The organism is Phnomibacter sp. (assembly GCF_036803085.1).
Taxonomy (GTDB): domain Bacteria; phylum Bacteroidota; class Bacteroidia; order Chitinophagales; family Chitinophagaceae; genus Phnomibacter.
On sequence record NZ_DAIRUZ010000009.1, the window covers coordinates 170032 to 195687 of the forward strand.

Genomic DNA, 25656 nt, shown 5'->3' on the forward strand with positions numbered 1-25656 from the left:
GCAAGGTACAACCGTATTGCAGCACTCTGAACGGTACGGTCTGGTGAAAATTGACATGATTTTGTCATTTCAGCTGTATGCACAGGCTTACCTTTAAACCCTTCGTAAATAATAGTGGAGCAGGTATGATACGTAGATATTTTTTTGTGATTAATCCGAAGGCCGGTACCCGATCAAAAGACGGGCTGGAAACTTTTTTACGACAACAAGCCGATGCCGATGGAATTGAACATCACATTTTTCATACCTCACCAAACACCAACGCCTACTCACTGCAACATTTTGCCGAAGAATTTGATGCTACCGATGTAATAGCTTGTGGTGGCGATGGTACTGTGAACATGGTAGCTGCTGCAGTGCGCAACACCCGCATGAACCTTGGCATTATTCCGGTAGGTAGCGGCAATGGTTTGGGTAGAACTGCTGCACTTCCACTAAAGCCGAGGCAGGCTTACGAAGTGATACGAGCCGGTAAAGTTGCCAAAACAGACAGTTTTAATGTGAACCGGCATTTTGCCTGCATGCTGTCGGGCATTGGTTTTGATGCGGCCGTAGCCGAACGATTTTCGCATAGCAGCCGGCGTGGGTTAATGACCTATACCACACAAACATTGGTGGAGTTTTTCAAAGCCCATCCGTATCAGTTTGAAGTGTGTATCGAAAATTTCTGCTTTTTTACCGATGCCTTTTTTATCAGTGTGGCCAACAGCAATCAGTTTGGCAACAACGTAACCATTGCCCCACTGGCCAGCATCAGCGATGGCTTGCTCGATATTGTGATTGTACAAAAAATGCCCAAGGCGGGTTTGCCTTTTGCATTGATGCGCCAGATAAGAGGCAACAACAAACTGCGTTCACTGGCAGAAACCATTGGCAAAAATCATGTGCTGTATTATCAGGCCAAAAGCATACAGGTTCGCAACCTGCAACTGGCACCACTGCACATTGATGGCGATCCTGTGCAAACTGAAGAATCGCTTGACTTTACCATGCAGCAAGGCAGCATCAATTTGCTGGTGCCTTAATTTGATTGCATGCTTTGAATGGCTTGTTGCACCCGCTGCAAATGCTCATTGTGTTGAATGCTCAGCACAATATCCTGCTGCTCGCTGCGGGTGAGGTGAAAGCTCAGTGATGCCGCACTTTGCTGGTTGTTCGGGGTGTATTCAAACAGCCATCGTTCAATAAGGCCGGGTTGTTGCTGTTGCAACAATTCCAGTCGTTTTAGCTGGTCGTACTCCTGAAAGCGAAACAGGTTGTTTTGAGTAAGCAAGGCAGGCTTTGTTACCAGATCAAACATGTTGTTGCTTTCATAGGGCATGTCCCAACCACCTTCGGGTTTATCCCGTATTTGCAGTATGAGCACTTTGCTACAGTTGGCTTGCAGCCACTGTCGAAAAAACTGCATAAATCTGAGAGCCGTTTCCAAGCCGGTATTGTCTCTAAAGCCAGCATCCATTACATCAATTACAGGAGAAGTAGGCATCCATACATTCGGCAGCACATACGGGAAAGTGGCATTCATACGCAGGGCCGATAAAAACCGCAAGCTATCGGCATGTTGAGCATCAAAAAAAGAATGGAAATCGATACCATCTGGATGAACTTGCTGCCCGGGCATTTGCCGCTTGGTAAAAAACCGAACCGGATGATTACTAAAATACACGGTGCGACCATCACGGGTAATGACGGCGTTTAAAATCATGTGGGGCAGTTGGCCGCTGGCTTCTGCTGTTTTGTACGCCAGCATGGGTTTGTCGAGCCAGCCCATGGTGTTGCTGTTGAGCTTTTGCTCAAAAGCATACCCACGGTCTTTGATGTAACGCTGCCCGGCATACGAAAAGAATTGTGCAGGCGCCATCAAATCTCGTGTAACGAATGAAGAGAACAACGGATTGAGCAGGTCTTGCCACACAGCCGGCACCAGTTGTGCAGCGGCACTATCGCTGAGTATTTTCTGCTGGCGCCGATGGTACAATTCCCGAATCCATGCAGCACCGAGCATGCCACCCGAAGCACCCGTCATGAGAAAAGTTTGGCGCAACAACCGGCCGCTGCTGGCACTATCCAGCTGCTGCAATACTTGCGAGGTAAAGGTTGCAGCCCTCATGCCGCCACCACTGCTGGCTATGAGTATCATCACGGGTTTGTCGGTGCCTTGTTGTTGTTTCCAGTTGTTGAGCAGCTGTATGTATTGTAAAGAATCGCCGGAAATGTGTTTGGCATCGCTGGCTTGCATCAATGCCTGCTCGTTGTAAGCGGCATGAGTGGTATCGTTGTAGGCAATGCCGTACGCTTTGTTGCGGGGGTCAAATATGTTTTGCTGATACAGGTAATTAAAACCAAGAAACAACAGGCCCAACACAGGCAGCGACCAAGTGCCCATGAAATAAGAAAACCCACCCACCAAGGCTATGAGGATGGCAAAGAAAACCATGATGCTACCGGCTGCTGGCAATTGCAAATAGGCATTGTCTTGCAAAAAACCAGCTACTACCAGCAAGGCAAACACCAGCATGATGGAAAAGATGGCGGCCAGGTGATGCTGACTGAAAATGCGTTCGAGAAAAGCATCGTCATAATGCGACACATTGCGTGGCTGCCGCAACCGCAACGTGGCCGAAAAATACCAGTCTACCCGAATGCGCTGCTTATTGCGCCGCCGAAAATTGTGCAGGCGGTGTTTCTTTACCGCCAGCGTTTCTTTGGCTTGCGGCGTCAGGCGTTTGTAAATGGTTTTATCCGCACCAAAGAAGTATAAAAAGCTAATCAGTAACACCAAGATAAGACCGGCTAAAAACCCACCCGACAAGGCCAGAATATTAGCAGTAGTCAACAACTCTTGTGTACGGGTAAACTCAATGGCCTGCACCAAATAGAATACAATAAACAGCAGCGGCAGTATGGCATTGTTGATGCAATACTTCAGAAAAGGCTGTGCCGTGGCCGCTAAAAATTTAAACTCCCGGCTGTGCAAAATAAAGGTGGTAATGTTCCAGCACATCAGGAAAACAGCAAAGCCGCAACCCACCCAAAAAGTAGCAACCGCATTTACCTTACCCAAATACTCCGGGTACAAAAAGAGCATGTGGGCACCAAACTTATTCATGAAAGAACCACCCACGGTGGCAAACAACATGTACCAGATCAACAACAGTGCCTGATACTTTTTGAAGTGCAGCAAAAACAACTGTACCGGCAATGAAAACCAGGTACCGAGTGCATAGCGTCTCAGCTTTTTTTTAGCGGTGTGTCTGGTGGGTATGGTTGTAGTTGTCATGTTTGTACTTCCTTACACACAAAGACAACCAGCGTTATGCATGTGCTGCCTTGCGTATGCCGCTGGTAAGGTACAGCATCCGCACCATTGCCAGCAGCAAGAGCATGCCGGTGAGCTGGTGCAGCTGAGCCAACCACTCAAAAGTACCCCAGCTTTTGGGCACAATGTCTTTGCTGCTGAGCACGGTAAAAATACCGAGCAGCACCTGCACCAATACAAGTACCATGGGCCACCACGATTGGCGGCGCAGCAAGCCATACTGGCGGCTGGCTTTCCACCAAAACCACACAATCAGCAGCAGCAGCAGGTAGGCAAGGCCGCGGTGCACAAAGTGTACCATTATTTTATTGTCGATGAAATTGAGCCAGCCATGATCGGCTTTGTACAAGCCCGGTGGTTTTAATAAATAGCCATTGATATCGGGCCAGGTAGCAGCGGCGGTGGCTGCTTTGTGCCCGGCCATGAGGGCTCCGTAAATCAACTGTATGGTAAGCACAGCTATAATGTACAAAGCCGCTTTTTGTAACGCAGGGCAATTGGTGCGTTTTTTTTCATCCACACTCAGCTGCAGCGCAAACCAATACACATAGCTCAGCAGGCCCAGTGCAAAAATGAAATGCAACGCCAGCCGGGTGGGCTTTACATACACGGCATCACCCTCCAGGCCACTGGCCACCATTATCCAGCCCACCAAGCCTTGCAGGGCACCCAACACAAACAAAATCACCAATGGCCGAATGATGTTTTTTTCAAATTGCTTTTTTACCAAAAAGTAAATAAAGCCTGCGGCAAACACTACGCCAATGAGGCGGGCCCACAAGCGGTGAAACCATTCCCAGAAAAAGATGAATTTGAAATCACTCAAATCAAAATCGGTATTGAGCAAGCGAAACTGTGGCGTGGCTTTGTACTTATCAAACTCTTGCAACCATGCCGCTTCGTTGAGTGGCGGCAGGCTGCCGGTTACTACATCCCATTCGGTAATGCTGAGGCCGCTACCCGTGAGGCGGGTAATGCCACCCAAGGCAATTTGAATGATGGTCATGCCGAGGCCTATCATGAGCCAACGGTACACGGCTTTGTTGTTGTTGCGCTGTATTTCTTGCTCTATTACTGACATATACTTGGGTAAAACAAATTCGGGCAAAAGTAGTTCTATTAACACAGGCCTTTTTGCAATAAATGCAAATGGACAAATGCTGATGCCTTTGCACATTGACAATGCATTGCCATTACTTTTAACCCGTGTTGCTCCCTTATCATCAGCCAAACAGTATTGAAGCCGGCATCGACGAAGCCGGGCGTGGTTGCTATGCCGGGCCCGTGTTTGCGGCAGCCGTTATCTTGCCCACAGGCTTTACCCACCCGTTGCTCAACGACAGCAAAAAGCTGAAAGAAAAAGACCGCAATCTGCTGCGCCCCATTATTGAGCAGGAGGCACTGGCCTGGAGTGTGCAAATGATGGATCAAACGGTGATAGACAACATCAACATTTTGCAGGCCACTTACCGGGCCATGCATGCGGCGGTGGCAGCTTTATCCATTATGCCGCAAGTATTGCTGGTAGATGGTAATCGGTTTACACCTTACCCCGGCATACCGCACCAGTGCTTTGTAAAAGGCGATGGCACTTATGCCAGCATTGCCGCCGCCAGCATACTGGCCAAAACCCACCGCGATGCCTACATGCTGGCACTGCACCAGGAGTATCCGCAGTACAACTGGGCCCGCAATAAAGGCTACGGCACCGCCGACCACCGGCAGGCCATTGAAACACATGGATTGTGCCTGCACCACCGCAGGAGTTTCAACATTGTGCCGGCGCAGCTCAGGCTGTTTGAGAAAAAGCGTTGAGACCGGGTTTTGCACATTGGCAGCCAAAGCCCTTTATACAACGGCTGCTCCCCTTACTTTGTACCCCCGCTTTTTTCATGACGGATACTTTTTTTCAATATCGTTCGCTACAGCATTTGCTGCACCAGTCGCTCAGTATGAAGCTGCTGCGCAGTGGCCATGCGGCCATGAGCATTTCGTTTTTACACAAAATGTTTCGGCAGCAAAATGTGTTGCAAATTGATTTGGCGGAACTCACCCAAAAGCTGGCCGATTATTTGGCCAACCTTGGCTTTTTGGAAGACAGCGAAGAGCAGCAAACACTCAGCTACATCAGCAGCGATTATTACGAACGGGCCGATACCTACCTCAAGCGTTGGGCCGATGAAGACAACCGGTTCATCTTCATCAACCTTCACGAAAAAACGCATGAACCCTATGTAACGCTTACTCGCCATACCGAAAAAGTATTTCAGGCACTGGAGCTGCTGCGGGAAAAAGATTTTGTAGGCACCGAAAGCAAACTGCTCGATTTGTTTACCAAAGTGCAGGAGTTGGTGCAGCAAACAAACGAAGATCCGGATGAACGCATTAAAGCACTGCAGGAGAAGCGCAGGCAGATGGATGAAGAAATAAAACTCATTAAACAATCCGGTAAAGTACGGGTGTACGAGCCATGGCAAATTAAAAGCCGCTGGGCCGAAATAGAACGGCTGAGCAAAGAGCTGAGTGGCGACTTCCGCGAAGTGGAAGAAAACTTCAAAGAGATTTATAAAACCATCAGCCACCGCCATGCCGATGCTACGCTGAGCAAAGGCCAGTTACTGCGCCTTACGTTTGATGCACTCGAAGAGTTGAAAACAAACGATCAGGGCAAGAGCTTTTATGCCTTCTGGGAGTTTTTGATGGATGATGAAAAGCAGCAACAGTTTACCGACATGTTGCAACAGGTGTACGACCTGCTGGACCATACCGACATTACCTACGAAAGCCGCCAGCTGCTGCAACTGAAATACATGCTGCATGCGGCGGGCATCAAAGTGTTAGAAACCAACCAGCTGCTGGGGTACAAGCTCAGCCGTATTGTAGTAGAAAAAGAAAGAGGCAACCGGCGCAAAACCAGAGACATCATCAACCAGATATTACAGCAGGCCATACAGCAAGCCGACCGCAACGAAAAGAAAGCCCCCATGGCCTATGTAGATGACCGGCCAGACATAAGTCTGCCCATGGACAGGCGCCACGGCGACCGTCCCAGCGACAATGAATTTGGCACAGCACCCAATGCAGCAACCCTCAGCATAGACCAGCTGACGGAATTGCATAAATTGATGGACGATGGCAGCATAGACAAAGCGGTGTTGCAAAGCAACATCAGCAGTATGCTGAAGAAACACAAACAAGTAACACTCAAACAAGTGATAGACAAACATGGCTGTACCCGAGGATTGGCAGAGCTGCTGGCTTACGTGAGCCTGGCCGTACACCTGCGCAACGCCAGCATACAACCCGACACGATTGAAGATATTTTGTTTGACAAGGCACAACAGAAATACCTGCAGGTGCCGCAGATTGTATTTAGTTGATAAAAGGCTGAAGGCGAAACGCTGAAGGCCGAGGTTAAGGAGTTTGCAGTTGGCAGTTTGTCGTTTGCTCCCGATAGCTATCGGGACTCCATTGCCTCTGTGGTTAAAAATTGATGACAGATGATAGTTGACAGTAAATAAAGAAATAAGAACCTGAAAAACACTGTGTTCCTCTGTGTTTACCTCTTTCGCCTCTGTGGTTAAAAAAAATTCTTTCATGAGCAACCTATTTACTGAAGCACACCAAAGCGGCACTGCCTACATGCCGCATGTAGCCCGGGTACAGCCCTGGGCCCGTTGTGCTGCCCGCTTGCTGCGAGGCCCATTATTTGATGATGAAGAAGAACTCTGGCACAAGCTGAGCATTTACAAAACGGAGCTCATCATGTGGTTTGAGCAAATTGCTGTGGAGCTCATCATTGACCAGCGGGATGGCTACGCTTATTTAAAACAACTCGAACTCGATGACAAAGGCAACACCGTAGGTTTGGTGCAACGCCGTCCGTTGAGTTATGAAGTCACGTTGCTGTGTGTGATTCTGCGCAAAATGCTCGACGAGTTTGAGCTCAACGATACCAGCAACCGCAACCTGTACATCACCCGCAAGCTGCTACGGGTAGAGCTCGAAACTTTTTTTAAAGAGAAGGCCAACCGCATGAAACTCATCAAAGAGCTGAACCGCTATATAGAAGAAGTAGGCGAACTGGGCTACCTCAAAAAACTAAAAACGGACAGTAGCGCCAGTGAAGACGATCGCTTTGAAGTACGCCGTATTTTGAAAGCTCGTTTTGATGAAGACACGTTACAATATTTTTTAACACAAATGAAAGGCGATATCGAAGCATAAGCCAGATAACGATACAATATCCCGCAAACGGCCGGCGTTAGTACCACAGTGCAAACGCTGGCCGTTCGGCTGTTTATTGTATTCCAATGCTGTATCACTATCTGTGCAGTTGTGCAGTAGGCGTTTGTATGTATCAAAAACTATAAACCCCTGTATTGCATGAAACAATGGCTGCTGTGCTGTGCCCTTTGCTGTGGCACCCTTTCGTATGCGCAAGTGTGGCGCAAACCCCCTTACAATGCCCAACTCATTTTTGATGTACCCGATGCGCCCAAGCTCACCGCCAAATCGGATACGGTGTATCAGTATTATAAAAACAAAGAGCTACAAGAATTTATGTTGCAATGGGTATTGGTAAAAGATGCATTAGCACAACTCACTGTTTTCTTTCTCAAAGATGGCGACGGCGATGATTACAAAATACGAGGCATTGGCCGGGTGGCTATTGCCGTGTCTAACCCCTTCACCTATGTGTACGAGCCCAACAACCCCGATAACAAACGTGAAGCGGTAAATACCGCCATTCAGCTGTTTCGAAAGGAAGGGCAGGAGTAGTACGATCACAACTGAAAGCATACCGCATACATAGTGCGGATGAGCACTACCTTCATGCCGTAGGGCCTTGCAGTATCCCGACTACGCTTCGACGGTTTGTATTTGCAGCGTCTTATGCTTTTGGTAAAAGTTGGGGATATCAATATTGCTTTGCTGGATATTAACTTTGCCCATGAATAAAAAGGGATGAAAATATTGTCAAAATTAATGATCCCACAAAGTGCCAATCGGCAAATTGAATACGCAAAAATAATGACGGAGAGGGTTAATGAATATCTGGCAAAAACTGGGCAGACCTTTCAGGAGCTGATGGCAGGATCTGTACAATATGGCTCCGAATTTATTCTTACTGAATTAGTAGAACAAGCACTCCAGCAGCACAAGAAAATTGTATGGATACCACATTTAATTGAAGGAACAGATGTTGGATTGTTGAATTATGTATTAGAACCCTGCTGAACTACAAGCACTTCAAAAGAGTTAAGTGTTATGTTAAAGATGCGGATTCTGTGCCAAGGCTCGTGTCACACGAAACTTGTCCTGTTGTGAATTGCTTTCGATCTTTGAATTACATTCGACTCATAACAACGGTTACGTAGGACGGTCTTTCGGGGTCGTGTTGTGAATTGCTTTCGATCTTTGAATTACATTCGACTCATAACAACCAACTGTACCAGCTTTGCTTCGCCATTTACGTTGTGAATTGCTTTCGATCTTTGAATTACATTCGACTCATAACAACGCTGGCCAATAACACCATCAATTGGGAAAGGTTGTGATTTGCTTTCGATCTTTGAATTACATTCGACTCATAACAACAAAGCCGAGCTGGAAGACTGCATTGTTCTCGTTGTGATTTGCTTTCGATCTTTGAATTACATTCGACTCATAACAACAGCGATAAGCGGGCCATCATGCCATTTTAGTTGTGATTTGCTTTCGATCTTTGAATTACATTCGACTCATAACAACAACCCGAAAGTTTAACCAAATACCCTTAGAGTTGTGATTTGCTTTCGATCTTTGAATTACATTCGACTCATAACAACACATCCTGCATGCCAAAGCACCCCGCTTCAGTTGTGATTTGCTTTCGATCTTTGAATTACATTCGACTCATAACAACTTGTTTTAATGGGTTAACACCTTATTACTGTTGTGATTTGCTTTCGATCTTTGAATTACATTCGACTCATAACAACCTGTAGCCATGCCATACCGGCCCAGCTTTAGTTGTGATTTGCTTTCGATCTTTGAATTACATTCGACTCATAACAACCAAAGTGGGCGCCTTTATGACCATCAACTAGTTGTGATTTGCTTTCGATCTTTGAATTACATTCGACTCATAACAACAGTTGGGCAGCTCAATGGTTTCTTTCAGTTGTTGTGATTTGCTTTCGATCTTTGAATTACATTCGACTCATAACAACATGCAGCCAAAATGGATGCAGATGTACTCGGTTGTGATTTGCTTTCGATCTTTGAATTACATTCGACTCATAACAACAGAAAGTGCCGGTGCAAAGCCAATGCAGTTGTTGTGATTTGCTTTCGATCTTTGAATTACATTCGACTCATAACAACTCACCGAAGTAAATGCCGCATTTACCGCCGGTTGTGATTTGCTTTCGATCTTTGAATTACATTCGACTCATAACAACCCAGCGAAGCATACCCGGCACATAGCACCAGTTGTGATTTGCTTTCGATCTTTGAATTACATTCGACTCATAACAACTCAACGTAACCATTAACCAGGGTGTGCCGGTTGTGATTTGCTTTCGATCTTTGAATTACATTCGACTCATAACAACCCTTACCCGTGCATCCCTTACGGGTGAAAGGTTGTGATTTGCTTTCGATCTTTGAATTACATTCGACTCATAACAACTGAAGGCGAAGTTTTAGTGATCGACATCAAGTTGTGATTTGCTTTCGATCTTTGAATTACATTCGACTCATAACAACCCGCTACCGGCACCACCGCCATAGCTGCCAGTTGTGATTTGCTTTCGATCTTTGAATTACATTCGACTCATAACAACCATCTGCACGTTATTCAGGTATCATGGCATGTTGTGATTTGCTTTCGATCTTTGAATTACATTCGACTCATAACAACCTACTACTACTCCCCCTACGAAGTAGCAGGTTGTGATTTGCTTTCGATCTTTGAATTACATTCGACTCATAACAACATTGAAGAAAGCATCTATCAAAACAACCTGTTGTGATTTGCTTTCGATCTTTGAATTACATTCGACTCATAACAACTGATTACCCGTTCTTACGGTATCGCCACAGGTTGTGATTTGCTTTCGATCTTTGAATTACATTCGACTCATAACAACAGGATGGGTTGGCAATGTTTTTATCTCTGTGTTGTGATTTGCTTTCGATCTTTGAATTACATTCGACTCATAACAACGCCGCCTCAAAAAGTACGCCACAGGCCCAAGTTGTGATTTGCTTTCGATCTTTGAATTACATTCGACTCATAACAACGTAAGTCAAGGTCGCATCGTTCACATTCCAGTTGTGATTTGCTTTCGATCTTTGAATTACATTCGACTCATAACAACTATGTTTCTACACCTTTCGACTGGCATCAGTTGTGATTTGCTTTCGATCTTTGAATTACATTCGACTCATAACAACCTATATGTGATTCCAAATTTCCTTTGGTATGTTGTGATTTGCTTTCGATCTTTGAATTACATTCGACTCATAACAACCCGTGTGGGTATTAAGCACACAGTCCTTCAGTTGTGATTTGCTTTCGATCTTTGAATTACATTCGACTCATAACAACTATCGAAATCAAGTTTGTTGCAACCGTTAAGTTGTGATTTGCTTTCGATCTTTGAATTACATTCGACTCATAACAACTCTGTGGCGGCAACGGCGCAAACGCCAAAGGTTGTGATTTGCTTTCGATCTTTGAATTACATTCGACTCATAACAACCGTCAGCGATCTGTTGACAGCTTCCAGCGTGTTGTGATTTGCTTTCGATCTTTGAATTACATTCGACTCATAACAACTATGGTGATCCATATGAGTACATGGCGAAGGTTGTGATTTGCTTTCGATCTTTGAATTACATTCGACTCATAACAACTAGAGGGCTGAATGGTATATGCATTATAAGGTTGTGATTTGCTTTCGATCTTTGAATTACATTCGACTCATAACAACCTGCCGGAAGACTTGCATAACCCGGTTGACGTTGTGATTTGCTTTCGATCTTTGAATTACATTCGACTCATAACAACCGTAGTGCCAGGGTTTTAAACTTGTTGATGGTTGTGATTTGCTTTCGATCTTTGAATTACATTCGACTCATAACAACCCGCAGATGCCAAAACGCAGGTGCTGTGTGTTGTGATTTGCTTTCGATCTTTGAATTACATTCGACTCATAACAACAAGGCAAGTGTGCGGGTTGATACTTTAGGGTTGTGATTTGCTTTCGATCTTTGAATTACATTCGACTCATAACAACATCTACAATCTGTTCGAAAATGCTGCTATCGTTGTGATTTGCTTTCGATCTTTGAATTACATTCGACTCATAACAACCAGTCATCGTTGGCAGTGGCATTGCTAAACGTTGTGATTTGCTTTCGATCTTTGAATTACATTCGACTCATAACAACACCATTATCCCACAGGCTTTCACTCAGATAGTTGTGATTTGCTTTCGATCTTTGAATTACATTCGACTCATAACAACTTAATCGAGCTAGGCAAATGGGCCAAGATGGTTGTGATTTGCTTTCGATCTTTGAATTACATTCGACTCATAACAACCAAGCTGCACCTAATGTGCCAATACCTGTAGTTGTGATTTGCTTTCGATCTTTGAATTACATTCGACTCATAACAACATATGGAACTACGCTACTGCCTGCGTAGCAGTTGTGATTTGCTTTCGATCTTTGAATTACATTCGACTCATAACAACATATCCAAATGACACAAATCAGCAGCACCGGTTGTGATTTGCTTTCGATCTTTGAATTACATTCGACTCATAACAACCTGGCTCAGGTAACCACGCCTGCCGTGGGTGTTGTGATTTGCTTTCGATCTTTGAATTACATTCGACTCATAACAACCATAGACGATCTGCAAACGCATTAACCGCAGTTGTGATTTGCTTTCGATCTTTGAATTACATTCGACTCATAACAACCTACTTCTTGCCGGGCTATGAGTGCTACTGTTGTGATTTGCTTTCGATCTTTGAATTACATTCGACTCATAACAACAGTAGTTGTTGCGGATAATGCTTGTGCCAGTTGTGATTTGCTTTCGATCTTTGAATTACATTCGACTCATAACAACTTTTGTGAACGATACAACACCACCAAACAGGTTGTGATTTGCTTTCGATCTTTGAATTACATTCGACTCATAACAACGCTATATGCCTGCGGAAGTACATCACTCGTGTTGTGATTTGCTTTCGATCTTTGAATTACATTCGACTCATAACAACAGGTGAGGCAATGCACAGTGCTATTGAAAGGTTGTGATTTGCTTTCGATCTTTGAATTACATTCGACTCATAACAACAAAACTGGTCCACGTCTTTCCGTGTTTAGTGTTGTGATTTGCTTTCGATCTTTGAATTACATTCGACTCATAACAACTGTGGATAGCGGACTACAAAGGCAGCAATGGTTGTGATTTGCTTTCGATCTTTGAATTACATTCGACTCATAACAACACCAGCGCATTGCAGCAGCTTGAGCCACCAGTTGTGATTTGCTTTCGATCTTTGAATTACATTCGACTCATAACAACTATTTAGCTTTTCGGTTCGGCAACTTCGCCGTTGTGATTTGCTTTCGATCTTTGAATTACATTCGACTCATAACAACTTCTTCATTGTTATCAATAATCATTTTTCTGTTGTGATTTGCTTTCGATCTTTGAATTACATTCGACTCATAACAACCAAAAGGCCTCCTCCCACCCAGCATGACCAGTTGTGATTTGCTTTCGATCTTTGAATTACATTCGACTCATAACAACTTTTTGTGAACGATACACCACCACCAAACAGTTGTGATTTGCTTTCGATCTTTGAATTACATTCGACTCATAACAACACCGATTACCAGAAAACGGATGGCACAGTGTTGTGATTTGCTTTCGATCTTTGAATTACATTCGACTCATAACAACACTCTATGCATCACTCACCGGCGGTTATGCGTTGTGATTTGCTTTCGATCTTTGAATTACATTCGACTCATAACAACATAAAAAAGCAGCCTTCGGGCTGCTTTGGGTTGTGATTTGCTTTCGATCTTTGAATTACATTCGACTCATAACAACGGGTAAAGAAATGGCCGCAACTGGTGCATGTTGTGATTTGCTTTCGATCTTTGAATTACATTCGACTCATAACAACGGTTTCCGGCAAATGCTGCTTTACATCTTTGTTGTGATTTGCTTTCGATCTTTGAATTACATTCGACTCATAACAACTTCAACATACGGCACCCGGAAGCTGCCACCGTTGTGATTTGCTTTCGATCTTTGAATTACATTCGACTCATAACAACCGACAGCTGTAATGCGACCATGTTTGTACGGTTGTGATTTGCTTTCGATCTTTGAATTACATTCGACTCATAACAACCAGCGATAAACGGGCCATCATGCCTTTTTAGTTGTGATTTGCTTTCGATCTTTGAATTACATTCGACTCATAACAACAGGCTTGGCCAAAAGCCTTGTGCCACAGGGGTTTGCATGAGTTGAACAGGATAAAAAATCCGGCCCCTTTTTTCGCCTGTTGGCGGTTAACAAGGCCGGATTTTTTATTGTGAGGTGGCGGAGAAGAAGAACCCACCCCGGCCTGCGGCCACCCCTCCGCAGGAGGAGAGAAGACCGTTTAAAACATTTCCAACTGCTGGGCACCCGCTGGTGTTTTTTCGGGTTCCTTACCCCTAAAAATTTCCATCATGCCAAACTGCTTATCGGTGATAGTAATGATGCCCACATGCCCATGGGGCGGCAGCAGGCGCTTTACCCGCTTTACATGCACTTCAGCATTTTCGCTGCTGGGGCAGTGCCGCAGGTACATGCTAAACTGAAACATCTGAAAGCCGTCTTTCAGCATGTCTTTTCTAAACTTAGCGGCATTTTTACGGTCGGCCTTGGTGTCGGTCGGCAGGTCGTACATCACTATTACCCACATAATGCGGTAGGCGTTTAAACGATGGCCCCCTCCAGCTCCCCCATAGGGGGAGAGCTGGAGGCTGCATGTTGAAAATTGACTCAAAAAGGAGACCACTTCACCTGTCTTGAAAATTATTGTATGCTATCTGCGAATCACTATCCGTATTGCGGATAAATAATTTTGCGTTGCTCACCGGCAAAGCATTTGGCCAGGCTGCTGGTAGTGCGGGTAACGGCATTCATCAACGGGCTGGTTTGCCCGTCTATCTGCACATCCATGGCGGGTATGGCCAGCAGCTGTTGTTTCATGCCGGGGCTGAGTTCTAAAAAGCGGCCATGGTTACGTACCAGTTGGTAAACCACGCTATCTACATAAGGGCGGTATGGCTCCATAATATCATCGGCCAGGCAGTAGGCATTGTATTGGTTGCGGTGGTGTATGCCCATTACCGGCAGCAGGCCGCTGCTTACCAATGCACGGGCTACTATTGCCCGCAGTATGGCATAGCCATAGTTGAGCAGGTTGTTGGGTGGCGGGCCTTCGCGGTGGCGGGTAAAGTCTAAAAAATCAGGGAAGAAACGGCTCCAATAGTATTGGGCGGCTTTGGCTTCGTTGTTGCCAGTGTCGCCACTTTTTACCGTATCGGCCAGTGTGTGCAGGTATTTGTGTTCTATGCGCCGCTCGGCCAGCAGTGCTGCCTGGTTGCGTATTTTGGCTTCAATGGTTTGTGCCCATAGTTGTTTTTTTAGCGGCACACTGCAATCGAGCTGCTGCTGAAATCGCTGGCTGTGCAGGGTGTGCCCATCCAGCGGAAGCAACAAACCCACCGGATGGTGGGTTTCGTTGCAGGTAATGAGGGCCACATTATTGGCCAGCAGTTTAGCCATAAGTGCCTGGCTGATGGTAATTTGCTGATGATCCAATACCACCAGTCCCACATCTTCAATAGGAATGCTTTTGGGCGCCTCGTCTTTCCGCTCTATCACCAGTTGTTCATTAGTGGTTTTGAGGTAAGCGAGATTGCCGAAGTAGAGGGTGCGTTTGATCATTTGTTCAAAATTTCCAACTTATACTTCCATCTAGGAGTAATGTAAAATCTTTGTCCTCAATTGCCATGTTCAATGCGTTTTTACTCAATCTCAATTTTTGAAAAGGATGATCATAATCCAAAAAAGAAGCTCCCTTTTTAAATCCACGATTTTCCATTTCAGTGGTAATTGATTCTTGAGGAAGAGAACATAAATGATGTATAAAGACAATTCGATCACCATCAAAGTTGTTAATGGTATACATTCGTTTAGACAGTTCTGAATATGAATTATTATTAGATAAGTCTAATAACTCGGCAACAGATTCTTTATAGAAAATCACTTTTTGTCCAGGCCTCAAAATCGCTTTTAACGGTAAGATTAATTTTGTGCCTTTTTTCTGGTAGGCCTCTACAATCCCTGTCGGACCATTAAATTTGAAATTGTGAGCTATTTCAAGAATTGGATAGCTTACTAGTTCTCTTTCAACTTTATTCATTCCATCTAACTCATACAATGCACAAAACGGAATTTCGCCATTAATTGCGTAATACATATTCTTATATGGCTTCAAAGACTCATAGTTTTTCCTAATTCTTATTTCAGCAGGATTATTGATATATGCACCACTACCTTTTGCTTTTACACGAAGGTGTCTAATAGGCGAAATTGGATTCCCATTTTTGTCAAATTTTTTACCGAATGCCCAAAAAGGCTCTGAAATAGCTGCCTTGAATGATTTCCCTGAGCTTATCCTTTCTTTGATTAGATTCTGTAGATAGACTCTGAGGTTAGGATCGATTACTATTTCTAAGTCTTCAAGCTTTGTGAAATTTGAGAGGTTTATTTCCCTCTCTACAAAAAATATAGAGTCATTTCTCTTCTCATTTTCTTGAAAAAGGAAATTACCCTTGCCATCAGATTTTGGAATGTACTTGCCATTTTTTAGCTCATAGATTGGCATTTTAATCGCTCCAAAAAAACTTTCTTTATGTAATTGACCTCTGATGCTATCCCCTTTTGCGATGAGTGGTATTTTCTTGCCATTGATATCATGCTTAAATTGCCACTTCCCATTGGGTAATTTTTCTTTTACATATTGTACTTGACCACGTTTCCTGACTTTTTTGAAAGTAGGCGTAAGCGTACGATGGTCTGGCAAATAATTGATCAGAATGTCTTTTTCTATTGCCTGTATATATTGCTGATGAAAGCTGCTCCAATGGTCTGGCTTTGCATGGTAAGCTTGTTTAGTTTCTTTTGATTCATTGTAACGTAGTAAAATCTTATCCCTTTTTGCAGCCGGAGGAATAAGTGTTAATACGGCAGCATCAATTGCGTGGTGACTATGCTTTGTACGTTCCTTTTTTTCAAGTGGTTGTTGTATTTGATAAATTCTTCGAAAATCTGCAGTAATCGTTCCTTTCTGTACCTCAACTTTATGAAAAACTGTTTTAAGAAAGGGTAAAGCGTATTTCGTAATTGTTTGAGTATCTCTTAATTGACTATTACGCCAGCTGGCTTTGTATTCAGTAGTTGTAAACGTATTTAGTTTGTAACGCCAATAGTCAAGTTCCATTTTAATCAGATGACGCTTGATAATGATATTATCTTTTATTTGTTTGTCATCTGATGTTTTAGCTTTCCACTCCAAATATTGTTTTTCTAATTGTTCGATTTTTTCAAACGATTGCTTGATAATAATTTTACCCTTAATATCAACTTCATTTTCAACCATCCGACCAAAGATGTTTTGCAGTGTTGATAATATTGGAGGATAAGTTTTGCCATCAAAGACAAATTCATCATTATAGTTTGGGCATTCAGAAGGCAGACGTTTTTTCTTTATTTCTCTGTTGTAAAAGCTATCCGCTACGGTTAAATTCTTTAGTTCATTATCGAAGCTCATACTGGCAGGTATGCTGTGCTCAAAGTCATACTTATTGCCACTCAGCAAATCACTAAGTGAAATCGTCTTTCCTGTATAAATGCAAAGTCTGTTTTGTTCTTCCCACAATCTGATTTTGTCAATCAAACTTTTATCTGAGCTATTGAAGGTTGAATTGGTTTTTTCATTTAGCTCATCAATCATTTTCTTATAGTCAGCATTGTGCTTTTCTCTCTCTCTTTGCCACCGTTCAATAGCCTTTCTTTTATTCGCATCATTCAGTTCACGGGCTATTTCAATTGCCACTCTGGTATCTTCATCAATCTTACCAACCTTGATTAAGTAGTTAACAAGTCTTTTCAATTTATGAAGAGTCTTTAAAGCCATTGGATTTTTAAAGCCTTTGCTAATTGGTTCTGGTGTTCTTAAGTATGCTTTCCCGTTTTCGACAATTGCTGGCAAATAGGATTCTTGTTCAGATGGGTGCCAAAGGTGTTTAATATTCTCATCAGGTACATCATAGGTTTCTTTAAGCCAATTAAAAATCTTGGCATGCAACCTTTCCGTTTTTTCAAACACATTTTTTGTGTGTATCCTTTTCCTCAAAAAAGAAAGATATTTTTCACTGACTAATTTCAAAGCTGCGTTCTTAGAATCCGCTTCTAAATTTTGCCAACTGTATTTGCCAAAAACCTCTTGAAATTTGGCATCTATGTCATCGAAATCACTCTTATCTAATTCGTAAGCCGGATCCATTCCAAACCTCGAATCGGAATTAAGTTGATCGTTGATTAGTTCGTTTACTACTTGAATCGTTTTCTTATCGATACTATTCTGCTTGTGTATTCTCTTTACTTCCTCTGCAAAGTGCTCTATTGTGGTATTGTCAACGGTTGTAATACCCAATATTTTTGGAAGATTTGCCAAGTAAACCGCCTCACTATAAAGGAAGCCTTGTTGGAGGTAAGGCAAAATTTTTTTGATTGCATTTAGACTCAAAGTAGCATAACCTTGCTGAAGTCGAATTTTAGAAAATGCTATTGCCTTTTCTTCATCCAATTCAAGCTTTTCCAAACCAAAGCGATGTAAGAAGTCATTACTGCTTTCTCCGCTTTCTTTGTTATCCTTTTTTGTAAAATGTAAATGCCACAAATCTTCTATATCGTACGGAACAACTTTAGACTTTCCCTCTAAACTATCAGTCCATCCAACTTTTTCTTGCCATTCTTTCCCAAATATTTTACCTATTTGATAGATAAACGAAAGACTTAACACCTTAGTGTCTTCAGGGAATTTGGCGGATATTTCAAATCCTTTTTCTTTAAGCTTTGCAATGATGCTTGATAGTTTAAAGTCTGATCCGGCTTTAATAAATTGAGGATACACAACCTGATGTAAAGCATCATTAAGAGGCATCGAATTGATTTCTTTGCCATTCTTTACAATTGGCTTAATCTTAAGGTTGTTGATGAAAACCCAAGTTCTGTATTCTTCATAGAAAGGATGGCTAATTGGACAGCGTCTTTTGTTTTGTTCAAAAGTGCAAACACCTACAAGACCTTTTTGTCCCCTTAATGGTCTTTGCCAAATTATTGCACCCCAAAAAGCTTTGTATAAATGATCAAGCTTTTGAATCCTGCATATTTCTTTTATCTCATTTTGAAAATGACTTCTTAGGTTATATCTCTTGCGGATTCTTGTCTTTTGTTCTTTTTGTAAATAGTACAATGCCGCTCCAAGCGTTTTGTGTTTTTCGAGGTAAGGCAGTATTTCATTTACGCCAACTGCACCAGCCTCTCCGCCACCTTTCATAATTGTTTTACTCAACTCATCTTTCTCAGCTTCATCTATATTCTGTCCATCGTTGTATCCTCGGCGTTGCACCAATTGATACAGTACTCTTCCAATAATGCTTGGTTCCTTTCGAAATATGTCAACTTTGCTTTCATCAACAATTAATGCTCTAAACAAGTAATAACTTTCATGTTTGCTAAAACCCAGCCGTTCAAAATCTGGTTTACCATCTCCATCAAAGTCGAATCTTAACCATTGAATAAACTTTTCGTTTTTTGGATATTTTCTTCCCAGCCTCTTGGTGTAGTAGCGCCATTCGTTTAGCTCTTCAATTGATAGTGGACACATTTGGTTATGAATTAGGCATTCCAGAAGTTCCCATTTTCTATATTTTTCAGCCTGATAATTTCTTCTTTTCCCCCTGCTTTCAGTTCTTTTCTGAACCATGGGGTGTTCTCCTGATTTATCTTCAGCCACTCCCTTATCAAACGTGAGTACCCCTTTATCAATAATTTGATTTTCCAATTCAGGATTAACTTCTCTTATTGCCCATCCGATAGAATTTGTGCCTAAGTCAAGACCTAAAATTTTTTCCATGATTACTTTTTATGTAGATGAATCTTATATTTGAAATTCGAAAGCTTATCACAATAAGGCTATAAGCCGAAGATTTTTCTTAAATCCTGCGTACTCCGTGGGATTTTTTTTAGCGCCTCGCCTATCTGCGGGGCATTTTTTTTATCCGTTTGTTGTTGTGTTGTTGTCAGGTGGATCATGTAGTTACATAGCTTTTATACATGGTGTTGCCACCATGTTGTTTGTTCACGCTATTTCTCACCCGCTCATAGTAGGCCATGGCTATTGCCAGGCTATTGTTTTCCTGTGGGGCAAGCGCATTACTATCGCCATGCTACTTACCAGGAAAGAAATACTAAAATAAGTGCTTTACCAATACAAAATGCCCTGCTGGAGTTCTTTCCAAGCAATCATTTGTTTTCATGTTTATCGCAACATCATTTGTTCAACTGCCGGCATTGTTTATAAATAGCCCGCTGCAACTGGCATATTTGATGGCATGGGCAATATATTCGCCCACTTGCCATACACGCTCTGCATGCACACCCATTATCCCATTAACTGATACACTCATTGCCGATATATGAACCTGAGTTTATTTAGCCTCAATCCTGCCGAAGCCGGCTTTCGCCTGCAGCGGATGGAACTCTGGAACTGGGGCACCTTCGACGAAAAAATTTACCACATAGAACCCGGTGGCGAAAACAGCCTGCTTACTGGCGCCAATGGCAGCGGCAAAACCACGTTTGTGCATGCCTTGCTCACCTTGCTGGCGGCAGAGCGAAGAATGCGCAGCTTCAACATGAGTGCCGAGGGCAAAACCAAAAACGAACGCACCGAAGAAAGCTATGTGCTGGGCGAATACGGCCTTACCGAGGACGACAGCGGTAGTAAAGCTCAACGGCTACGGGAAGACAGAAGCAAGGTGCGCAGTGTGATACTGGCGGTGTTCAAAAGCGAAGATCAATATGTAACGCTGGCACAAATCCGCTGGTTTGCCGGCACCGATCTCAAACGCAGTTTTATTGTGGCTCACAAGCCGCTCAGCATCGAAACAGACCTGCGGTATTTTGATACACAGGGCGAATGGAAAAAGCGGTTGCGCAAAGATTATCCCAAACAGGGCAGCCGCGAAATGATTGAATTTTTTGACGGGCCAAAAGAATACGGCACACGGCTGCGCAGTGTGTTTGGTATGCGCAGCGAAAAAGCACAAAGCCTCTTCAACCAAACCATCAGCCTCAAAATTTTGGGCAACCTCGACGATTTCATCCGCACACAAATGCTGGAAGAAACCGACATGGAAGCCGATTTTGAAAAACTGAAAGACCATTTCAAAACCCTGAGCGATGCACATCGTAATATTGAAAAAACCATCACGCAAATTGCCTTGCTGCAACCCGTACGCCAGCATTGGAACGATTGGAAAAACATTGAAGCCGATAAATACATAGTCGATCAGCACCGGCAAACTTTGCCAGCATGGTTTGCTACGCACCAGCGCAACCTGTTGGAAAAAGACATGAAGCAGCTAGAAGAAACACTGCAACAAACCCGCCTGCGCAAACAGGAAATTGAAGCGGTGATTGATGAAGAAAACCAGCAGCTCATTGCTACCGAAGTGCAAATACAAAGCAGCCAGCCGGGTCGCTTGCTGGCCGAGCTCGACCGGCAAATGAAAGAGCTGGAAACAGAAAAAGAAAAGCGGCAGGCAGCTACACAACGCTACAACGGCTTTGCTGAAAAGCTGGGTTGGGATACGCAGGTAAACGAACGGGAGTTTGATAAAAACCGCCGCAAGGCAGAAGAGAAAGCACAAGAGCTGCGCAAAGACCTGGATGAGAAACGTACCGCCAAAGTACGGATGGAAGATGCCCGGCACCAGGCAGAAGACGATATGGTGCTACTCGAAGGCGATATAGAACAACTGAAAAAACAAAAGAACAATATCACCGGTCGTATTGCACAAATACGACAAGAGATACTGGAATACTGCGGCGCCACTGAAGCTGAAATTCCTTTTGTAGGCGAACTGATACAACTGCGGGAAGGCGAAGAGAAATGGGAATACGCCATTGAAAAACTGCTGCACAATTTTGGTCAGCGGTTGCTGGTGCCCGAGCAGTATTACAAAATGGTGAACAAGTACGTGCAGGGCACCGACCTCAAAGGCCGCATTGTGTACGAACGTTACAAAGAGGGCAACTACCTCACCGATTTGCTGCCTTTGGAACCTGATACGGTGCCCGACAAACTCGACATCAAACACGACAGTGAATATGCCGATTGGGTGGAGTTTCAGCTGCGCAAATACTACAACTACTACTGCACCGACAACCTGAACGAATTTGCCAAAACAGATTATGCCATTACTTCCAGCGGACTGATTCGCCATGGCAACCGGCATGAAAAGGATGACCGCAACAAGGGCAACAGCCGCCAGCATTATGTGCTGGGTTGGGACAACAGCGCCAAGCTTCGCATGCTGATAGCAGAGCTCACCCAACGGGAAGAAAAAGTGCAGCAGCTACGCAAAGAAGAAAGTGTTTTGCGCAGTAAAATAGACAACCTCGAACGGCAGGAAAAAGCACTGGAAGAACTGTTGCGCTTTCAATCTTTTGCAGAGCTCGATTGGGAAGCAACAACAGCACACATTGCTGCCAAAGAAAAAGAGCGGCTAAAGCTGGAAAAAGGTGACCCCACGCTGAAAGAACTGCAACAGAAGAAAGAAGCCCTGCAACAGCGGCTGAAAGAACTGCAGCAAAAGAAAGACGAAAAAATAAGGGAAGAAGAAAAGCAACACAATCAACTGCAGCAGTGGCAGAGTGCACAGCTACGTTGTGATGAAATATTAATGGCTTACGAAGGAGTTGACATCACAACAAAGCTGGCCGAGTTTCAGTTGGAGTACATCAACAAGATTGAGTACAGCATTGATTTGGATGTGATTGAGAAAGTCCGCAATCAGGTAACGGATATCATCCGCAAAAAAATGGATGAGCTCAACAGCAAAACTGAATCGGCCAAGCGGCAGCTGAACACAGCTATCAACCGGTTCAAATATCCAACGGATGAAAAGTTGCTGCAGCGGTTTCCTGACTGGCGGGGCGATACACACCGCCTGCCCGAAAGCGTAGACCTGGCGGGTGAATACATGGACCTACTCGAACGCCTGGAGGGTGAAGAACTGGCCGAGCAGCGGGATCGTTTCAAGAAGTACCTGAACGAAGAAATGATTAACCGCATGAGCAGTTTTGGTGGCCGGTTGGATGAACATTTACAACAAATACGTCGCAGGGTAGATGAGTTGAATATTAGCCTTTCTGGTATCAGCTATCGCCAAAACCCAAAGACATATATTCAGTTGGATGCCAGAGAAGAACTCAGCCCCAACATCAAAGATTTCCGCCATCGGTTGGTGGCATGGAAGCCGAATATTGCCGAGTATCACCGCAGCAAAGACGACTCGATACTCGAAGCCAGCTATGTAAAAATCAAAGAGCTGATTGAGGATTTAGAAAGCAAGGAAAGCTGGCGCCGCGAAGTGATGGATGTGCGGCAATGGTTGCGGTTTGTGGCCCGTGAAGTACGTGCCGAAGACAAGAGTACGTACCGCAGCTACACCGGTACCGAAAAGCTGAGCGGTGGCGAACAGGCACAGCTCACCTACACCATTTTAGGCAGTGCCATTGCGTATCAGTTTGGCATTACCAGCGATGGCCTCAGCCAGCGCAGCTTCCGCTTTATATGTGTGGATGAAGCCTTTAGCCGGCAGGATGAAGAGAAGGCCAGATACCTCATGAATTTATGCAAGCAACTCAACCTGCAGATTATGGTGGTCAGCCCCGATAAAACAGAAGAGTTCAGAATAGTAGAACCATTTGTGGCCCGCATACACTATGTGCAGCGCAGGGCCAACCGCGATAGTTTGATGTACGATATGCCCATCAAACAACTGAAGGAAGCGTTGGAAAAAAATTAGCGTTATGATTTCCTTTGTTGATTTACAAAAGAAGATTACGAAGCTTTATCCTAAAGTGTTGCAAGCACATGTGGAGCAGAAGTCTATTTTTCCACTTATTGTTCCTTTTGATAAAACTTTTCCCAAAGAGTTGTCGCAATGGCATGATTTAATTGAACCCATTATTGCGCATAGCCGAGAGCATCATCAATTTGGCTACAGCATTGCATACACTCAGTTACACATGCGTAAGCATGGTGTGCAAACTGTTATAAAGGAAATAAGTTTTGATAATGAAGCACAGTTGATTGGCTATCTCAACAAACAGGAAGAGTATGCATCCTTTACCAGCAACGTGGCTAAAATATTGCAACATTATCCTGTACTAAAAACATGGATGAGCAATAATACCAGCAGCATACTGGAGTATGAACTTGACTGGGATAGCCTGTTGGCGGTAGTTAGTTATTTTGTTTCCAATGCTTCACCGGGCATTTTTATCAGAGAAATTCCGGTGCCGGTGCATACCAAGTTTATTGAGCAGCATAAAGCTGTGCTGTATGAGCTGCTCAACGAAGTGCTGCCGCCAGCTGCTATTCAACAGCAATACAGTGGCGTAAGCCAGTTTGAATTACGCTTTGGCTTGAAGATCATTCCTGCCCGTATCCGTATTCGTTTGTTAGATGCAACCTTCGCACGTTACTATAACAACGGAATGACTGATATAGAAGCACCCGTAGATGAATTGGCAAATCTTGAGTGGCCATTGCAAAAAGTAATTGTGCTGGAAAACAAAAAGAACTTTGAAAATGCCGAAGTGTTTTTAACGCTTCCCAACATGGAATCCACCGCAGTAATCTTTGGTAGTGGTAAGGCTGTTAGTTTATTATCAAAACTGAAATGGCTGGCGCCAATACCTATCCTATACTGGGGTGATATTGATGCCGAAGGTTTTGAAATGTTGCATCAACTCAGATTGCTTTTTTCGCAAACCATTTCTTTTTGCATGAATGAGGAAACATATCAAGCTTTTAAGGAATTTGAAGTAAAAGGTTCTGGAGCTAAGGAACGAACATTGGATTTGCTTACGGCTACAGAAAAAAAGTTGTATCAACAATGCTGTACCAAAAATATGCGGTTGGAGCAGGAGCGAATTGCACATCCTTTCATGTTGGAGTTACTACGAAAGCACATCAACCACTTTAATGCTTAATCAACCGCATCATGCGGTCAAGGCTATCGGTACAAACAATATCTCCGGCCCGTTGCATCATTTCCTGAAAGGCTGTAGGTAACGCTTCGTTTGATAAGGTATCCATTCCGCCAAAGGCACTGAAGGAGGTGGGAATGTTTTGCTGATGAATACCGCTGTAATAATCGGCAGGTTGTAAGGCTCTGGGTGTAAGGGCAATTAATCGATCTGCATGAATACCACTTTGATGTACCTGTGCTATTTGTGCTGCATCGTTGAAGCCCAACGCTAGCATGAGGTTGGGATACAGTTGATGCAGCCGTTGTGCTTCAGCAATGGTATAGCATATCACCATTACCTGCTCCAGCATGTTGTGTTTAGCTACTTGTTGCATCATGCGTTCGGGATGAGTGCCGGATTTCATATCCAAAGCAAGAAATGCATGGCTGCTGGCCGCAACACGTAGAGTGGCATCTAAAGTAGGGATATGTTCCTGCAGCACATGGCCACGGCTATCCTTTAGCCACAAACCTTGTATTTGTGCAAAAGATTGTTGGTGTAGTTTGCCAGTACCAGTAGTGGTTCTGCTCAGCGTATCGTCGTGCAGTAGTACCAGTACACTGTCGGTTGTCATGCGTACATCAAGCTCAACAATGGCACATGGATAATGGGTGACGCTTCTTTGCAAGGCAGCCAAAGAATTTTCGGCATAGCCCACCGCAGGTGGTGCCATGCGATGCGCCATCCAAACGGGTTCGGTACGGTTAGGCGCATAGGCTACCAACTGTGCCATGGTTTTTTTGCTGCAGGTAGATGAAGATGGTTGCTGTAACCACGCAGTACAAACAATGCTGAGGAAAAGAAGAACGGATAAACGCATGTGTAAAGGAATAAAAAAAGTCGCTTCCATTTCGGA

The 25656-nt window shown here is 43.9% G+C and carries 15 protein-coding genes and 1 CRISPR repeat array; of the genes, 8 read left to right on the top strand and 7 right to left on the bottom strand.

The window, feature by feature from the left end; genetic code table 11:
• Positions 1-125: 125 nt before the first annotated feature.
• The gene (locus tag V7Q13_RS16150; RefSeq protein ID WP_333801707.1) at positions 126-1025 is read left to right on the top strand and encodes a diacylglycerol/lipid kinase family protein; all 900 of its coding nucleotides are present in this window, start codon (positions 126-128) and stop codon (positions 1023-1025) included.
• On the opposite strand, the gene V7Q13_RS16155 is transcribed toward V7Q13_RS16150, so the two are convergent.
• Together V7Q13_RS16155 and V7Q13_RS16160 are read right to left on the bottom strand one after the other, a co-directional pair.
• The gene (locus V7Q13_RS16155; protein WP_333801708.1) at positions 1022-3280 is read right to left on the bottom strand and encodes a hypothetical protein; all 2259 of its coding nucleotides are present in this window, start codon (positions 3278-3280) and stop codon (positions 1022-1024) included. The two genes, V7Q13_RS16150 and V7Q13_RS16155, sit on opposite strands and share 4 nt — an antisense overlap.
• Before the next feature lie 34 nt (positions 3281-3314).
• Positions 3315-4400 carry a COX15/CtaA family protein gene (locus V7Q13_RS16160; protein ID WP_333801709.1) on the bottom strand — a complete coding sequence of 362 codons (1086 nt, stop codon included), beginning with the start codon at positions 4398-4400 and terminating at the stop codon, positions 3315-3317.
• 125 nt (positions 4401-4525) lie between these two features.
• Here V7Q13_RS16160 and V7Q13_RS16165 point away from each other — a divergent pair, with 125 nt between their 5' ends.
• The 5 genes from V7Q13_RS16165 (at position 4526) to V7Q13_RS16185 (ending at position 8560) form a co-directional block, all read left to right on the top strand.
• A complete protein-coding gene (locus tag V7Q13_RS16165) occupies positions 4526-5134 on the top strand; it encodes a ribonuclease HII (protein ID WP_333801710.1) in 609 nt (202 codons plus the stop codon).
• 77 nt (positions 5135-5211) lie between these two features.
• Complete coding sequence (locus V7Q13_RS16170; protein WP_333801711.1) at positions 5212-6699, top strand: DUF3375 family protein; 1488 nt, start codon at positions 5212-5214, stop codon at positions 6697-6699.
• 217 nt (positions 6700-6916) lie between these two features.
• Complete coding sequence (locus tag V7Q13_RS16175) at positions 6917-7546, top strand: DUF4194 domain-containing protein (RefSeq protein ID WP_333801712.1); 630 nt, start codon at positions 6917-6919, stop codon at positions 7544-7546.
• A gap of 159 nt (positions 7547-7705) precedes the next feature.
• Complete coding sequence (locus V7Q13_RS16180; RefSeq protein ID WP_157480337.1) at positions 7706-8101, top strand: hypothetical protein; 396 nt, start codon at positions 7706-7708, stop codon at positions 8099-8101.
• A gap of 186 nt (positions 8102-8287) precedes the next feature.
• Positions 8288-8560: a hypothetical protein gene (locus tag V7Q13_RS16185; RefSeq protein WP_333801713.1), complete on the top strand. Its 273-nt coding sequence runs from the start codon at positions 8288-8290 to the stop codon at positions 8558-8560.
• Positions 8561-8643: 83 nt separating this feature from the next.
• Positions 8644-13835: direct repeats of the CRISPR family, unit length 47 nt; unit sequence GTTGTGATTTGCTTTCGATCTTTGAATTACATTCGACTCATAACAAC.
• Between the two features lie 178 nt (positions 13836-14013).
• Here the strand turns inward: V7Q13_RS16185 and cas2 are convergent.
• The 4 genes from cas2 to V7Q13_RS16205 all read right to left on the bottom strand — a co-directional run bounded on the left by cas2 (position 14014) and on the right by V7Q13_RS16205 (position 20161).
• A complete protein-coding gene (gene cas2, locus V7Q13_RS16190; protein ID WP_333801714.1) occupies positions 14014-14319 on the bottom strand; it encodes a CRISPR-associated endonuclease Cas2 in 306 nt (101 codons plus the stop codon).
• 137 nt (positions 14320-14456) lie between these two features.
• Positions 14457-15350: a type II CRISPR-associated endonuclease Cas1 gene (gene cas1, locus V7Q13_RS16195; protein WP_333801715.1), complete on the bottom strand. Its 894-nt coding sequence runs from the start codon at positions 15348-15350 to the stop codon at positions 14457-14459.
• Between the two features lie 4 nt (positions 15351-15354).
• On the bottom strand, positions 15355-19608 hold the full coding sequence (cas9, locus tag V7Q13_RS16200) for a type II CRISPR RNA-guided endonuclease Cas9 (RefSeq protein WP_333801716.1): 4254 nt from the start codon (positions 19606-19608) through the stop codon (positions 15355-15357).
• Between the two features lie 424 nt (positions 19609-20032).
• The gene (locus V7Q13_RS16205; RefSeq protein ID WP_333801717.1) at positions 20033-20161 is read right to left on the bottom strand and encodes a hypothetical protein; all 129 of its coding nucleotides are present in this window, start codon (positions 20159-20161) and stop codon (positions 20033-20035) included.
• A gap of 9 nt (positions 20162-20170) precedes the next feature.
• Between V7Q13_RS16205 and V7Q13_RS16210 the strand changes: the two genes are divergently transcribed.
• Both V7Q13_RS16210 and V7Q13_RS16215 read left to right on the top strand, forming a co-directional pair.
• Positions 20171-23569, top strand: a complete 3399-nt coding sequence (locus V7Q13_RS16210; RefSeq protein WP_333801718.1) for an ATP-binding protein — start codon at positions 20171-20173, stop codon at positions 23567-23569.
• Between the two features lie 4 nt (positions 23570-23573).
• Positions 23574-24761 (top strand): Wadjet anti-phage system protein JetD domain-containing protein, encoded by a 1188-nt coding sequence (locus V7Q13_RS16215; RefSeq protein ID WP_333801719.1) that lies wholly within the window; start codon positions 23574-23576, stop codon positions 24759-24761.
• Here V7Q13_RS16215 and V7Q13_RS16220 read toward each other — a convergent pair.
• Positions 24751-25620: a glycerophosphodiester phosphodiesterase family protein gene (locus tag V7Q13_RS16220; protein ID WP_333801720.1), complete on the bottom strand. Its 870-nt coding sequence runs from the start codon at positions 25618-25620 to the stop codon at positions 24751-24753. The genes V7Q13_RS16215 and V7Q13_RS16220 overlap by 11 nt on opposite strands.
• Between the last annotated feature and the right edge of the window lie 36 nt (positions 25621-25656).

Coding starts and splice junctions, on each gene's coding strand:
- V7Q13_RS16160 (WP_333801709.1), bottom strand. CDS start 4,400: ATGTCAGTAATAGAGCAAGAAATACAGCGCAACAACAACAAAGCCGTG.
- V7Q13_RS16150 (WP_333801707.1), top strand. CDS start 126: ATGATACGTAGATATTTTTTTGTGATTAATCCGAAGGCCGGTACCCGA.
- V7Q13_RS16155 (WP_333801708.1), bottom strand. CDS start 3,280: ATGACAACTACAACCATACCCACCAGACACACCGCTAAAAAAAAGCTG.
- V7Q13_RS16205 (WP_333801717.1), bottom strand. CDS start 20,161: ATGAGTGTATCAGTTAATGGGATAATGGGTGTGCATGCAGAGCGTGTA.
- V7Q13_RS16220 (WP_333801720.1), bottom strand. CDS start 25,620: ATGCGTTTATCCGTTCTTCTTTTCCTCAGCATTGTTTGTACTGCGTGG.
- V7Q13_RS16175 (WP_333801712.1), top strand. CDS start 6,917: ATGAGCAACCTATTTACTGAAGCACACCAAAGCGGCACTGCCTACATG.
- V7Q13_RS16215 (WP_333801719.1), top strand. CDS start 23,574: ATGATTTCCTTTGTTGATTTACAAAAGAAGATTACGAAGCTTTATCCT.
- cas1 (WP_333801715.1), bottom strand. CDS start 15,350: ATGATCAAACGCACCCTCTACTTCGGCAATCTCGCTTACCTCAAAACC.
- V7Q13_RS16170 (WP_333801711.1), top strand. CDS start 5,212: ATGACGGATACTTTTTTTCAATATCGTTCGCTACAGCATTTGCTGCAC.
- V7Q13_RS16180 (WP_157480337.1), top strand. CDS start 7,706: ATGAAACAATGGCTGCTGTGCTGTGCCCTTTGCTGTGGCACCCTTTCG.
- V7Q13_RS16210 (WP_333801718.1), top strand. CDS start 20,171: ATGAACCTGAGTTTATTTAGCCTCAATCCTGCCGAAGCCGGCTTTCGC.
- cas9 (WP_333801716.1), bottom strand. CDS start 19,608: ATGGAAAAAATTTTAGGTCTTGACTTAGGCACAAATTCTATCGGATGG.
- V7Q13_RS16185 (WP_333801713.1), top strand. CDS start 8,288: ATGAAAATATTGTCAAAATTAATGATCCCACAAAGTGCCAATCGGCAA.
- cas2 (WP_333801714.1), bottom strand. CDS start 14,319: ATGTGGGTAATAGTGATGTACGACCTGCCGACCGACACCAAGGCCGAC.